Consider the following 14,347-nt stretch of genomic DNA (forward strand, 5'->3'; position numbering starts at 1 on the left):
GGCTCCTATTAAATATTTGGCACTAAAACTCCGCTTCTTTCTCTATGCTGCATTATATTCCAATATTTCCTTGGCATTTATAGTTTGATCGTTAGAAATACTAAGCCTACTAAAATCATATATACCAAGCATATTTACATGCTTCCAAGTTAATATTGAACTTTCTTTAATATCTTCAATTATTTGCTTCCTTTTCTCTTCATCTGATTCATTCATCAAGAGTTTGGTTAGTTCTATGTAATTCCAAAGGATAATAGCATTTTGAATAATCATCTTACATATGGCTGCTTTTTCCTGATCCTCTTGCTCTATCTGATTAATTTCCTGGTTAGGAGCAAATGATACAGCCTTGGCAAATCTATTAGCCAATTCGCTTTTATTTAATTGCTTTTGTATTGATTGGCGTAGATCAAGATCATCTATATAGTTAAGTATAAAGATAGATTTGATGATTTTACCAAACTCTTGAATAGCTTTTTGTAATTCAGGCTTATGGTCATATGATGATAATCGCTTGAGTATGGTTGATGCTTTAACATCTCTATTTTTTATAGAAGCTACTAATCTAAGTATCATATCCCAATGATCTTTGATTAGCCTCTTATTGATCACATATCTAGGTAAGATCTTATACTCCTTTTCTACTAGACTATCTCTAATTGATTCAAATGAATAAAGAGTTTGTTTGTAAAGCTTAGCTATTCTTGGAGCAAATGTAATTCCAAGCAAGTGACTAATTGCAAATATGCTCTCTGTATACCCATGGGTATCAGTAGAGTGCATATCACTTTTAATGCTATCATTGTGAAGTAGACTATCAATCACATAAGGAGCGTCTCTATCTGAACTACTAAATACAGTTGAGTTAAATAAAATACCTCTTTCATCAACAAACAGATAAATATTTATTCCTTTTCCATGGCCAAAATATTTATACGAATAGTTTGCTAATAGAGATTCAACTGAAATACACCTTTTTCTTCCATCTGTAGAGGTATGTAAAAAGTTTTTCTCCTTTCTAAATAAATCAGGTAGAGACATCTTATTCATAAAGTCAGTTAGTAGATTATTAATCGCATTAAGATTTTCTACTTCAAAATACCATTTAACGGCATTATTTAGCTTATTATATTCGATACCTATAGATGACTTAGCTAATTGACTAAGTCCTATATCACTACCTAATGCAAATATACCAGCTATAAATAGTTCATCTCCTGGGAATTTTACCTTTGATTTAACTTTGTAATGAGTCAGAGGAGAAGTAAATCTAGCAAACTTATTTAGATTGGTTAGCAATTTTAGGATAGGTATATTTTGATCACCTATATAATTACCTATTGATTGATAGTTTGGTTTCTCTAGTTTAGGAGTATATACAATAAGGTTATCATCTTTTTTACTATTAAAATGTATATAAGTATTTTTTCCAGTAGCAATACGTTCATTAACATTATAGTACTGCTTATCTAATCGTGCTTGTAGTTCTATTAATATCTTATCAATATCCTTAAACTGATCTAATCCTAGTCTTTCTATAATAGCATCTTTGCTTTTATGCCATGAATCATCATCAATCATATAATGCTTTATTGGTAGATACTTATAAGAGTTTTTGAGACTAACTTGAGCATTATTGACTGCTTCATATAGTTTTATGTATAACATACTTTTGTAAAGTGAAATCTTAAAGTAGTCATTATTATAGATATGCTCATACGAGATATCATCAAGGAAACTATCTGGTGCCGATGTCTTAGTTATACTCATATCTGAGCAATAAAACTCTACTGCCTCTTTAAGGTCTTTACAATTGGATTCAAAGATAAAATCTAATCTATTTATAAGTTCAGCAACTCTTGTTTGGAGCTTCCGAGAGAATTCATCCATTTTATGGTAGTAAGTAGAGCCTTTTGTTTCAACATCAATAATATCAAGTAAACTGCTCATACTGTCTGAACATTTGTCTATGTTTTTATTGTTTAGTGAATCAATTGCCTTAGCTACAGATTCTCTGAATACTTGGTCATCTATGGTTTTATCTTTAACATCTTTCTCAATAGATATAAGTGTACTACGGTATTGATTATATCCAATTGATACATTATTAATATGCTCATTTTTTGTAGTAACATTATCAATGTGACTGGCTTCTTTAGATTTATTAGCTTTGTTATGGAAAGATCTTATAATCTTTTTAAATATAGTTATGAAAGTGTCTTGCCAACATTTGTATTGATGTATTACAAAACATATTAAGTAAAGGTACCTCTTAGTATCTTCTGCTAATTGGTGTAATTGATTGACCTGATACTTAATAACTAACTTACCATAGTAGCTAATAGCTTCATTTGATAAATTAATTTTAGGAAGAATGTCAGAAAACTGGTCATATATTTCCTTAAGAGTATCGAATAGCTCAATACTATTTTTTATCATTCCTGGCTTAACAGAATGGCTAATATATTTGAGTTGAACTATTAGGTGGTTAGACTTATGTCTGTCATCTACCTTATTTAGTAAACTGTCCAAAGCTATTCTGTGTTTATCAGTCAAAAGCTTATCAAGCTGTTCAATACTGCTTGATTCAAAGTCTCTAAAATGATTTGTTATTGATTTACAAAACGCATCATAACTAGGTGTTTCAATTTTCTTCTCAGTAAAAATATCTATAACTGAGTAGATGATTTTTCTTGGAAGCATTTGATTGGCAACAAAATTTTTAATAGTCTCATCAAATAAGTCTTTATGCTTATGAAATGATTCATAACCTAAACCTTCTAGAATTAATCGTTTGTGCCTATTTTTGGTAGCTGATGGATAATTTCTTAATAAGTTTATAGTTTTGTAATCGACATTCAGAAGATCAGAGACATAACGAATATCTTGCTTGTTATATGAATCAATATTATAAAATTTATTTGTAGCTTTAAAATATCCAAGTTGAAGAACAGCTCCTACTCTACCATCTTGATTAGGACTTTTTATAAGAACATGCTCCAGTATCTTATCCATAGTAAACAGTGATACTCTTTCTTGATTATTGAATTTAGGTGGTTTATCAAACTGCTGTGCATCATACTCTGGCAATACTTGAAACTGAGGCATTAGTCTAATTCTCCGATAAGTTCAACAGATTCAGCCAAGTCATCTTTTGATGGATGACAATATAGTTTAGTGGTTTCAAGTGTTTCATGTCCAGCTAGTATAGCAATTTGCTCTAGTCCTACTCCAGCATTAACAAGGTTTTTACAGAAAGTATGTCTTAGAATGTGAGGAGTAATAAACTCAAGCTCTGTATATTCAACTCGACGTTTAACCATCATTTGAATTCCTCTAGTAGTGATATGTCCTCTTTGGCCTTGTAACACATATTCATTTTTGCCAGCATGCTCTTTAAAACCTAATTCAATAAAGGCATAACGAGCATCTTTATTTAAGGGAACTTCTCTATAGCGGTTAGCTTTACTATACCTAATCATGATATTACCTTTTTTATCTGAAATTGTAATATCAGACCAACGTAGATTTACAAACTCTTGTACTCGCATACCTGTATTCAAAAATATAGCGATAATGTGAGTATCTCTTTTATTACCATATCTATCCAAATGTCTCATTAATGCATGCTGCTGGTTCTTATCTAACCATTTAGGTTTAGGCTGATCTTCTTTAACAAGTTTTGGTAGTGGGAATTTGTCTTTAAGAGTATTGGTATCCCATAACCATTGGATAAAGCTTCTTAATGATCCCAAACGACGGTTTATTGTTTTTGGTTTAAAAGGATAGTCAATTAGATAATGTTTATATTCTCTAAGATCTGTCACAGTTATTAAGTTAGCATCAAATGAAAACTTATTAGACTCATTAAACCACTTAGAAAAACTATTTAGATCATGTCTGTAGTTGACTAAAGTTGAAGGGGATTTTTCAGTACTATCCAGATAATTTATAAACTTATCAATCAGCAAAATATGTTCCATAAAACTATGCGAAGAGATATATTAGAGATAATATAACACATTTATATAACCTATGCGAATAGTAAATTATATTCTATTCATATAAGTCTACTTATATATATCTATTTTGATAGAAGCGGAGTTTTTGAGCCATTTATTTAATTAGACCCTATATATCATTATAGAGCTCTAAATAGATTGTCTAGTGAGCATATTAGCTCTGAGGAGATGAAACATAATGCTATTTTATATGAGTCATATCCTAAAGTATCTGCAATATTAAGGTTAATATCTTCTAAATCAATAGATCCAAATCAGCCGCATCGTATGTTTTTAGAGGAAGCATATAAAGTTTTACCTGAACAAGATTATAATATTATAGCGGATGCTATTGAGGGTAAATCTTTCGATCGAGAGAAGTCTAGATGGGAATTTATTGAGACTAAAGTCAGGGCTATTGCCTGTTATTTAAGGCCATTAATAATGAATGTTGATTTCGACCATAGTTGGAAAAATAGCCAAGTTATTGAACTAATCAATATTTTAAAAAATCACTATAATAAACGTAAATCTCCTTCAAAAATCAAAATAAAAGATGATTTGGGTGTTACAGTTCCTGGGCATATAGTAAATTATCTTAAGTCAGGGGAAGATGATCACCTTAATTCAACTAGGTTTGAATTCTATGTATACAAGAAAATTTATAATGCTTTTGATTCTGGTACGTTATTTTGTCCTGACAGCCATTCGTATAAAAATTTAAAAGATGATCTGGTATCTGATGATGTATTAGATAATATTGAAAATATTGCTGAGCAATATGGTTATAGTAAGATACCTATATATTGTGATGAGCATCTAGATAATATCTCAAAATTAAACCATGAGGCATGGATTAGAACAAATAGTAATATTAGTAAAGGTTTGAATGTTGGGTTCAATCTTTTAAACTCAGATGATTCCAGTTGGAGTTTAAGCTATGATGCTGATAACTCATCATATAAAGAGAATTTCTTTAGTTCTGTTAATAAAATAGACATTACAGACCTACTTTTGATCATCTCGGATAAAGCAAACCTTTGGAAAAAGTTTACTCATATCAAACCAAGATTTAGTAAACAATCTCCTGATAAAAAATCTCTTTTGGCTTGTATTCTAGCTGATGCATTTGGGTTTGGAGTCAAAAAAATGGCTGAGATATGTAATCTCAATATCAATACTCTAACTTCAACACAAACAAATTTTATTAGAAAATCAACACTTAAAGAGGCTAATGATGCAGTCGCAAATTTAATACTCTCACTCCCTATCTTTAAAGTATGGAGTATCAAAGAAGATAAGATTCTTTCTGACATAGATGGCTCAAAGTACAAGGTTAAGCGTAAAACCATTCAGGCAAGACATTCAAAAAAATATTTTGGTAGTTCTCAAGGTATATCAATAATGACATTAGTAGCCAACCATGTAGCTCTTAACTCTAGAGTGATTGGTTGTAATGAGCATGAGAGCTATTTTGCTTTCGATCTAATCTACCATAATAATACAGATGTGAAAATTGATATGTTAACTGGTGATAACCATTCAATAAACCAGATGAATTTTGTTGCATTAGATGCCATAGATACTGAATTCACTCCTAGTTTTGCAAGTCTTAAAGATCAAGTGAATAATTTATATTCTACAAGACCAGTCGATGAATATTCTGGATTTTTTAAACCTAAGTCACAAGTTGATATCTCTTTAATTAAAAGCCAAAAAAGAGAAATACTTAGAGTTCTATTATCTTTGATATTACAGCACAATACTCAAGCAACAATTGTAAGGAAGCTATCTTCCCATAGGAGAAATTTAATACTAAAGAAAGCCTTGTGGGAGTATAATAAAATATTCAGAACAACCCATATTTTAAATTTGATAAATGATGAAGAGCTACGCAAAAATATAAAAAAAGCTAGAAATAGAACTGAAGCATACCATCAGCTACAACGAACTATTAGAAAAGTTCATAGTGGGGTTCTTTCAGGAGGTAGAGCAATGGAAAATGAATTATACAATCATGCTTCACGATTAGTTGCTAACTGTACTATAGCTTATAATGCGATATTGTTATCAAATGTTTATGAGAAACTTCTTTTGAAGTATGGTAAAGAAAAAGCTGAGAAGATAATGCATAAAATCTCTCCTGTGGCTTGGCAACATATAAATTTTGTTGGACGCTATAAGTTTCTATCAAAAGGTGATGACGTTAACTTTGAGAGTTTAGCTGATATTTTGATTGAAGAGCTAGAGACCTTTTTGAATCGTTAAATTTGAAAAACCGAAAAAATGGAGGGCTCTGCAAACAACCCCTAATAAGAAGTCCTGTGAAGAATCTATTAAAAAATGTCAGAAATCCCCTAATCAAGTAAAACCTTGGTTATGCGGCAGTTGTCAACCAGTAAAGTAACCCTTTTAAAGCTAACAAAATTTTATTCCCCCTTGACAGTATCTATTTAAATTAGTGAAAAAACTCTTCTTCTATTAGTCTTTCTAATGCTCTACTTAAATTTGGATAAGTGTTATAGTTTATATCTTGATTACAGAAGAAAGCATCTAAATAATTATTTTGATTAGTTATGTTAAGATGTATACATATATATTTTTTAGATTTATTATAATCAATATCGACGCTAAATTTGGGTTCGTAATCATTTGGACTAATCTCTATAAGCTTACCGTTAATGAGATGATTGAAAATATCATCTCTTCCTAAAAAACCATTAGCAATCGCAAATATATCTTTTTTATCTCTCATGTATAAAACTCTCTGTCACTTTCTATTGATTATTACGACACATTATATAATCGTATTATTGTAATAACCTCTAATCTTAAGATCAGATGTTGCTATAGGATAATTATAATATTTAGCATAAGCTAGTATTAGCCTATCAGCTGGATCTTTATGCTCCCATTCTAACCTAACAGCTTCCAACCATAAATCAGTATCAATATCAACTATATCAAAAGTTTCTGAAAGTTCAGTATATAGTTCATCCACATCTTTAGATGATAGAGAGTTATAGCTTTTTCTTGTTAAACATTCTAATTCAGCAAAAGATATTGAAAGAATAACTGCCCCATTATCTTCAATATAAGATAATAATTCCTTGCTTACTTGATGTTTAGTATCTAGCTCATCAGATAAGAAAAGATAAGCAATGGCACACGTATCTAAGACAACAGGTTTTCTCAGCATAATTATAAATCCATTTCTGGCAACACTGTTTCTGTAATATTGTCACATTTCAGTTTACCTTTAAATTTGTTTCTTATTTTTGCTATGGCTTCTTTTCTAGCTTTCTTTTGTGAGCTAACGGCCGATAAAATACACTCACCCTTTCCTCTATTGGTAACAATAATTTTATCTGCTGTATCTTTGACTAATGAAACATACTTAGATACATTATGAACAAACTCTCTTTTTGATACTTCTATACTCATATGCTATTCTCCTTTAATCTTGTTATAACATTATAACATACTTATTTTAGATATCAATCTCATACTGCGCAGAATATCACTTCTGCGAAATTTTAAGATAAGTTTGACATAGTGATATAACTTTATTATAGAATAATAAATAATGTATGAAGCTTTTTCTTTTATAGTTTTATGAATTTACGTTTTATAAGAAAATTAATAATGATTGAGATTAAATAATATAAAGTGGCGGCTAATATCGACCACAAATAGTTTAATATTGAACTGTAGGTAAAAGCTTCAAATACGATATTGTTAGAAAAAAAGTCTTTTCCTAATATATTAACTACTAATAACATGTTAAACAAAGTAACTATTGAACCAATAATTAAACTATTTACAAAAATGTTTCTCGATATTGGAAGTATAAACAAAATAGTCCATAAGCCTCCCTGAATTAACATTCTATATGATGATTCTGGGAGCACCAGCTCCTTTAAAGAAACATCATAATGTTCTATTAGAGTAAGCATTAAAGATAATAAAAATACACCAATCGATCCAGATATGAAAAGTAATAATGTTTTAGCTAATGTATATCTAATATTTATTTTGATTATTTGATTAATTATAAGATTCATATATAACCAATATTATTAATAAATTTTATATAAGTTACCCCTGTTTGAAAACTATTACAACCATTAAATCAAATGTGCACGAGCGTATTTTAATTAAAATTAAACTCATCACTCTTAAAACTTCGCAGAAGTGATATTCTACGCAGTTTACGTATTTAGATTTAACAGGTAAGGAATATATTAACCTGTAACCAATTCAATTTTATAATTTAGATTATTGTCAACTAACATATCTTGAATTGCAGTAGCTACAAAAAATCTTTTACTTTGTTGTAGTTTTCTAGCTAATTCAATAGCTTTTTTAATAGATACATTATATCTATTATTTTCTATGTCACTTAATCTGCTTTTACTAATACCTAAAAACTCAGCAAATTTTTGTTGAGTCATGTTTTCATATTCGGTTTCGCGAATGGTTTTAATTAGAAACCCAAAAGTAAAAGGCTCATCCATAAACTCATTTAATACTTTTTCAGCATCTTTATTCATTATCATTACCCCTTAATATTTATGTTTATTTACGTCAATGACTTTTACTATTTCTACTTTTCCATCTTTACCAGTAATGTAAAAGCCTCTATATGCCTTATTAAGTCTAAAAGATCTTTGTTCCTTTCTATCTCCATGTAAGGGTTCATCATGGTATCCTTTTATTTTTCTAACCTCTCTAATCCCTAAGAACTTAACTTGCTTTTGCCAAACTATAAGTTTATTAGTTACTTGTTTGGGCAGTTTATATAAGTTATCTGCAACATCCTCAGTAATTATTACTTTAGTTTTAAACATTTGTGGTCCAGCAAATTCCTATGAATATATTATACGTGATAAACACGTACTGGTCAATAGTGTAAAAAATACTTTAAAATAATGTGACATTACGAAGATAATAGTTATATTATGTATTTGTAAATCTTGAAGGATAGAAAATGCTGATGTCTCCATGCAATTTCATTGGGTTGGATATATATTTTAAATCACCATAAGGGGTTAATTGCACATAGCACTTATTTTTCTGGACTACCTATCTAAGAGCTATATACCACAATGGTTTGAGGCTGTTTCATTTTTACCAATTTTGTCCAATACATTTTTAACAATCCCTTTAATATCAATGCTTTCAGCGTTTTCAGAAAAAACAAAATTTATGGTTTTTACACTACAAAGAAAACGGAGGTTTAATTTGTAGCCTATTTATGAGTCATTTTTTCTCTTAAAAGCACAATTTAACTCATTAAATTTTTCTAAGCTATTTTGTTGGTATGATTTTATCTTTGTTTTTAAATCATGCTCAAATGTATACGATACTTTCTTTTCAGAAGATTTCTCAGAATTTTCGGTGCTATGTGCAATTAACCCCTTATAGTTATTCAGAGCTAGTGTTAACTTAGCCATTAACAGATTCCTTTAGATTCTTACCAGCTTTAAAACTTGGTACAGTAGTAGCTTTGATTTTAATAGTTTCACCAGTTTTTGGATTTCTACCTTCTCTAGCATTTCTTTTTTTAACTTGGAATGTGCCAAAACCTACAAGAGTTACATCTTGTTTAGTTTTTAGAGCCTGTGTAACACTATTAGTGAAAGCTTTTAAACATTTCTCAGCATCAGTAATTGTAATGTCAGCTTCTTTAGCGATTTCATGTACTAATTCATTTTTATTCATATGAGCTCCTATATTTTATATTTTGGCAGTATTTTAAAATTTAATGCCAAAATTAACTATATAACAAATTTCTAGATGTTGTAAAGTATAAATCTATTTTATCCTAACAGTCTTTTATTTATTTTATTTAAAAGGATTTGTGATTCAGCTTTAGATACTCCACCCATAGTTGTACCCTTAATGTATAGTTTTGCTTGATTTGGATTACCTGCTACTGGGCTAATAGCAAAATCCACTTTCTTACCTTGAATATTTTGAGCCTCTATCATATGAGTATTATCTTTACTATCTGTTTCAGTTTTAATAACTGTATATCCTGATGAGTTTAAAACATCATTAACAGCTTGAGTAACTTCATTAGGAGTTTTCTCATATGCATTAGATGCATCAGGATCATTCATCCAACCGTAAGCCATATATCCAACAGCAGCTCCAGCCAGAGCTAATCCTGTGATAGCCATTTGTGTATTGCTACAACCTGTTAAAGCAAGTGTAGATATACCAAGAGCTACAAAGAGTTTTGTTGTCTTTTTCATTATTTTTCTCCATTTATTTGTTGTTTATCATTTTTTATTATAGGTTTACCTTTTGAATCTGCAAATGTTCTTTCACATTGAGGGTATCCAGTACATCCCCACCATTTGCCTTTCTTACCATCTCTTTGGATAAGATCAGAACCACAGTCAGGACATTTTTCTTTAGATATTTTAGGTTGTACAGGTTTACCACGACTGTCCTCTAAAAATGTTTCACAACCATTTTTTCTTTCACTACACATCCAATAAAAGCCTTTCTTAGGAGGCTTTGATTTTAGACGTATTAATTCACTTTGACATTTAGGACAAGGGTGTTGTACAAATTTCTTTATATTCCCTTTTTGACCTATTATAAACTCTACATTTTTAGTAGTAAGGTCAGCTATTTCTTTAATGAAAGTCTTATAATCATACTTTCCTTTAGCTATTTGTGATAGTTTTTGTTCCCATTCAGCTGTAATAATGACAGATGATAATTCATCAGGTAATTGTTTGATTATTTCTCTGCCTTTATCTGTAGAGATAATACTCTTACCTTTTTTAATTATATAAACTCTCTTTTTAAGAGTTTCTATAACATCAGCTCTAGTTGCTTCTGTACCAATACCTTGTACTTCAGCTAACATCTCTTTAGCTTCTTGATCGTCTACCTTTCTACCACAGTTCTTCATAGCTGATATTAATGTAGCATCAGTATAGTGAGCAGGTGGTGTGGTTTTTTTATTTAATATTTTCAAAGATTTACAAGGTAACATTTCTCCTTGCTCTACATGAGGTAATTCTTTAGAATTATCTTTATCCTCTTCTTTGGTTGGTTTAATAACCTGTTTCCAACCTAAAGAAGTAGGCACTATACCTTTAGTAGAAAATTGCTCTTTCTCACATTCCAAAGCTATAAAAGATTCATTATACTTGTAATTGCCCATGAACTGAGCAAGGTAATATTTGGCAATTAATCTATAAGTATTCCTTTCTTGCTCAGTCATGGCATCAAGATTAACATTAGGGTTAGTAGTTGGTATGATTGCGTGGTGCGAGCTTTCTGCTACTTTCTTATCATTCCATACTCTAGATATAAATGATCTATCACATTGGGCTATTACATCATCAAAGCCTTTTAAGTTAGATAATATAGTATCTATATCAGATTTTTGAGATTCAGGTAGATAACCACAATCTGTTCTTGGATAAGTAGTAGCCTTGTGTTTCTCATATAATGATTGGGCTATATCTAATACTTTCTTAGCATCATAACCAAATTGAGTATTAGCTAGCTTTTGTAATTCAGATAATGATAGACAAAGAGGGGCTTTCTGTTCTTTAGCTTTTTTAGTCGCTTCTATAACTTTAGCATCTTTGCCTTTGCATTTATCAACAACAGCTTTAACTATAGATTCATCTAAACATCTACCTTCTTCATCTCCTTTAGCTGATTCAGGTACTATCCAATTAGCTTCAAGATCTCTAAATATACCAGTGATACCAAAGAAGTCCTTTGATTTAAAATTCTCTATCTCTAAATCTCTCTCAACAACTAATCTAAGAGTTGGTGTTTGGACTCTACCTACTGAAAATACATTACCATAGCCACCATATACTAAAGAACAAGCTCTTGTATAATTAAACCCAGCTATCCAATCAGCACGTTGTCTACCTAGCCCAGCATGGAATAGTGGTTCAGTCTCTGAACCAGCTTTAAGGTTATTCAAAGCTTTTCTAATAGATGCATCATCTAATGCAGATAACCATAATCTTTTAATTGGTCCAGTATATCTAACATACCCTAGTATTAACCTAGCTATAAGCTCACCTTCTCTATCAGCATCGGTTGCTATTACAACTTCGCTAGCTTTAGATATACAATCTTTAACTATAGCTAATTGCTTTTTAGATGATTCATTTTGCGATAATTTCCAAACATCAGGAATTATAGGAAGATCATTTAAATTCCATTTCTTATATCTCTCATCATATTTGTCAGGATCAGCAGGTTGTAAGAGATGGCCAAAGCCATAAGTCACAATCGTATTAGAACCATCAAGATAGCCATCACGCCTATTATTACAACCAATAACCTTGGCAATATCCCTAGCTTGACTAGGCTTCTCTGCTATAAATACTCTCATGCTTTTCTCCTGGACTTTAGATAGTTATCTATATATTCAATTACACTTTCTAAATTCGTTTGGTTTTTAATGATTTGAATAGCCTCTTCAATACTAAGACCACTATCAATTAACCAATGAAATTTCTTAATAATATCTTTAGCTGAAAAACCAGCAACTGGATTATGAGTATTCATTTTCTATCCTATATAATTCTTTGTAATTTCAGCTCGAGAATGTCCCAGTTCTTGAGATATCCATATACGAGCTTGCTTGTCTAATATTTTTTGTTCTTTAGTTAAATTCTTTCTAGCTGGACCACCTGCAATAGGGCTAGCCCAGCCTGTTATTTCATTATACCTTTTTTGGGCATAAGCGTGCCTTAAACCATGCAAATTATAATAACCTTGAAGGCGTGTTACTCTGTCGTATAACTTTCTTTGTTGGATATAGGTTTTATCTGTCGGTATTAATGATTTATTACTAACAAGTTCAATAGCTTTGTTTATAGCATCAAGCTGGGATTGTTTTTCGATCTTTATTGTTCTACCAACACCACCTTTAGTCCAAGCTGCATCTAAAGTTAAGTAACTATTACCATATGAATCTATATGTAATGCTTTACTAGGAATAATTTTTAAACATTCCTCTCTACGTAAACCAAATTCTTTTTGAAGCTCTATAGAAGTTCTTAAATATTTATCAGTAAACTTGTCTAAATAAATTTCAGTAATTGCTTTGTTTTGAGTAGGGACATAGCTTCTATTAGGAATTCCATAATCTTTATTATGTTCTTTAATGATACCTGGTCTTTCTATTTTATTAGCTAATAGCCTAAAATCAGATAATCTATTTTTGATTGATCCAACCGATAAGCCCTGATCCATCCAGTATTTAGTTAAAGCTTCAATGTGTTTAGATTGAATATTTTTGATATTCATAATTTTATACCCTAAAGTATGTAGGTCTTTAGCTGATTTACAAAGTCTTTCTCTCATACTATTTTGAGTTGCATATGATTTATCATTAACGGAATGTTTGACAAATTGGATTATAGAGTGTCTTGCTCTTTTAAATTTAGTGTTACTCATGAGAAAGCTACCTTGATAAGATCCTTCTTATTTCTAAACCCAGTAAGACTTAAAAGCTGCTCATATATTTCTTTTTTACCAGATCCCTTATTTTGAAAGTTATAATAATTCTTTTGGATGAAGAATTTTCTTAAATCAGCTTTTTTAGGTATATCATTCAAAATTAATTCAGTATGATAAAGAGCTACAATGTCATATAGCGGAATAATATTTAGTAGGGTATCTTTACCATTTAAATAGTTTAATCGATTATCTATAGCTTGGCGTTGATTATCTGATACTATGGGTATGAACCTATCATTAGAATTAAAAGCTAATCTTTTATTAATATATAACTCTTTAGTTTTTAAAGCTTCGTCTAAATTAATCTTGATAGATTCCAATTTTGTTAAGCCAAAGTATAGTTGAAACTCTAAAATTGTGTGAGAAAGAGGGTGGTGTACTTTGTGTACTATATCTTCAGATATATAGACGAAGTCTTTTGGTTGATTAAGCTTAGTTAAATTTAAATCTTTGGCTCTAGGTATATTAATATCAGATCCTAATAATTTTAAGAACCAAACTAAGATTGCGCGTTTATTCATAATTGTAGATACAGTATTGCCCTTACCATGCCAGTAATCTAGCAGGGCGATTAAATGATCATTAGTGAAAGAAAGATAAGATTTAATAGGTATACCAAGATCAATAATGTCTTTGGTTATACTTTGAAGTAAGTTCTTACGAACTTTTTTGAAATTGTAAGTACCTTGTTTGTTATTATCAAGGACTTTAAATACTTCTTTAAGAAGTTTTTGTTTAATATTATCCATAAAATAAGCCACCATATTTCTCAAGCGTTTAGTGTTAAGCTACCATTAGCCAGCTATGGCTAATCCAAAAGGAAAGGG

At 30.3% G+C, this 14,347-nt stretch carries 15 protein-coding genes; 1 reads left to right on the forward strand and 14 read right to left on the reverse strand.

Translation table 11 applies throughout. The features are described from left to right. Positions 1 to 42: 42 nt before the first annotated feature. Together F3D62_RS11975 and F3D62_RS11980 are read right to left on the reverse strand one after the other, a co-directional pair. Entirely contained in the window at positions 43 to 3,108 is a 3,066-nt protein-coding gene (locus F3D62_RS11975) for a Tn3 family transposase (RefSeq protein WP_150468477.1), read from the reverse strand. Then, positions 3,108 to 3,983: a tyrosine-type recombinase/integrase gene (locus F3D62_RS11980; protein WP_150468478.1), complete on the reverse strand. Its 876-nt coding sequence runs from the start codon at positions 3,981 to 3,983 to the stop codon at positions 3,108 to 3,110. The genes F3D62_RS11975 and F3D62_RS11980 overlap by 1 nt, the downstream gene beginning before the upstream one ends. A 207-nt stretch (positions 3,984 to 4,190) precedes the next feature. Here F3D62_RS11980 and F3D62_RS11985 point away from each other — a divergent pair, with 207 nt between their 5' ends. Beyond that, positions 4,191 to 6,269 (forward strand): Tn3 family transposase, encoded by a 2,079-nt coding sequence (locus tag F3D62_RS11985; protein ID WP_150468479.1) that lies wholly within the window; start codon positions 4,191 to 4,193, stop codon positions 6,267 to 6,269. A gap of 190 nt (positions 6,270 to 6,459) precedes the next feature. Here the strand turns inward: F3D62_RS11985 and F3D62_RS11990 are convergent, their stop codons facing one another. The 12 genes from F3D62_RS11990 to F3D62_RS12045 form a co-directional block, all read right to left on the reverse strand. Continuing rightward, the gene (locus tag F3D62_RS11990; RefSeq protein ID WP_150468480.1) at positions 6,460 to 6,756 is read right to left on the reverse strand and encodes a hypothetical protein; all 297 of its coding nucleotides are present in this window, start codon (positions 6,754 to 6,756) and stop codon (positions 6,460 to 6,462) included. A 42-nt stretch (positions 6,757 to 6,798) separates the two neighbouring features. Further along, entirely contained in the window at positions 6,799 to 7,200 is a 402-nt protein-coding gene (locus F3D62_RS11995; protein ID WP_150468481.1) for a type II toxin-antitoxin system VapC family toxin, read from the reverse strand. Between the two features lie 2 nt (positions 7,201 to 7,202). Next, the gene (locus F3D62_RS12000; RefSeq protein ID WP_150468482.1) at positions 7,203 to 7,445 is read right to left on the reverse strand and encodes a hypothetical protein; all 243 of its coding nucleotides are present in this window, start codon (positions 7,443 to 7,445) and stop codon (positions 7,203 to 7,205) included. An 800-nt stretch (positions 7,446 to 8,245) separates the two neighbouring features. Beyond that, positions 8,246 to 8,554 carry a helix-turn-helix domain-containing protein gene (locus F3D62_RS12005; RefSeq protein WP_191092617.1) on the reverse strand — a complete coding sequence of 103 codons (309 nt, stop codon included), beginning with the start codon at positions 8,552 to 8,554 and terminating at the stop codon, positions 8,246 to 8,248. A gap of 12 nt (positions 8,555 to 8,566) precedes the next feature. Further along, positions 8,567 to 8,851: a hypothetical protein gene (locus F3D62_RS12010; RefSeq protein ID WP_150468484.1), complete on the reverse strand. Its 285-nt coding sequence runs from the start codon at positions 8,849 to 8,851 to the stop codon at positions 8,567 to 8,569. Between the two features lie 405 nt (positions 8,852 to 9,256). Beyond that, a complete protein-coding gene (locus F3D62_RS12015; RefSeq protein WP_150468485.1) occupies positions 9,257 to 9,457 on the reverse strand; it encodes a hypothetical protein in 201 nt (66 codons plus the stop codon). Beyond that, positions 9,450 to 9,725: an HU family DNA-binding protein gene (locus F3D62_RS12020; RefSeq protein ID WP_150468486.1), complete on the reverse strand. Its 276-nt coding sequence runs from the start codon at positions 9,723 to 9,725 to the stop codon at positions 9,450 to 9,452. Before F3D62_RS12020 ends, F3D62_RS12015 begins: the two co-directional genes overlap by 8 nt. Before the next feature lie 98 nt (positions 9,726 to 9,823). Further along, positions 9,824 to 10,261 (reverse strand): DUF3568 family protein, encoded by a 438-nt coding sequence (locus F3D62_RS12025; RefSeq protein WP_150468487.1) that lies wholly within the window; start codon positions 10,259 to 10,261, stop codon positions 9,824 to 9,826. Continuing rightward, a complete protein-coding gene (locus F3D62_RS12030; protein WP_150468488.1) occupies positions 10,261 to 12,387 on the reverse strand; it encodes a DNA topoisomerase III in 2,127 nt (708 codons plus the stop codon). Before F3D62_RS12030 ends, F3D62_RS12025 begins: the two co-directional genes overlap by 1 nt. Continuing rightward, positions 12,384 to 12,563: a hypothetical protein gene (locus tag F3D62_RS12035; protein WP_150468489.1), complete on the reverse strand. Its 180-nt coding sequence runs from the start codon at positions 12,561 to 12,563 to the stop codon at positions 12,384 to 12,386. Before F3D62_RS12035 ends, F3D62_RS12030 begins: the two co-directional genes overlap by 4 nt. Positions 12,564 to 12,566: 3 nt before the next feature. After that, positions 12,567 to 13,457, reverse strand: a complete 891-nt coding sequence (locus tag F3D62_RS12040; protein ID WP_150468490.1) for an integrase domain-containing protein — start codon at positions 13,455 to 13,457, stop codon at positions 12,567 to 12,569. Then, on the reverse strand, positions 13,454 to 14,269 hold the full coding sequence (locus tag F3D62_RS12045) for a hypothetical protein (RefSeq protein ID WP_191092618.1): 816 nt from the start codon (positions 14,267 to 14,269) through the stop codon (positions 13,454 to 13,456). The genes F3D62_RS12040 and F3D62_RS12045 overlap by 4 nt, the downstream gene beginning before the upstream one ends. Positions 14,270 to 14,347 lie beyond the last annotated feature (78 nt).

Source organism: Francisella sp. SYW-9 (assembly GCF_008711465.1).
Taxonomy (GTDB): domain Bacteria; phylum Pseudomonadota; class Gammaproteobacteria; order Francisellales; family Francisellaceae; genus Francisella.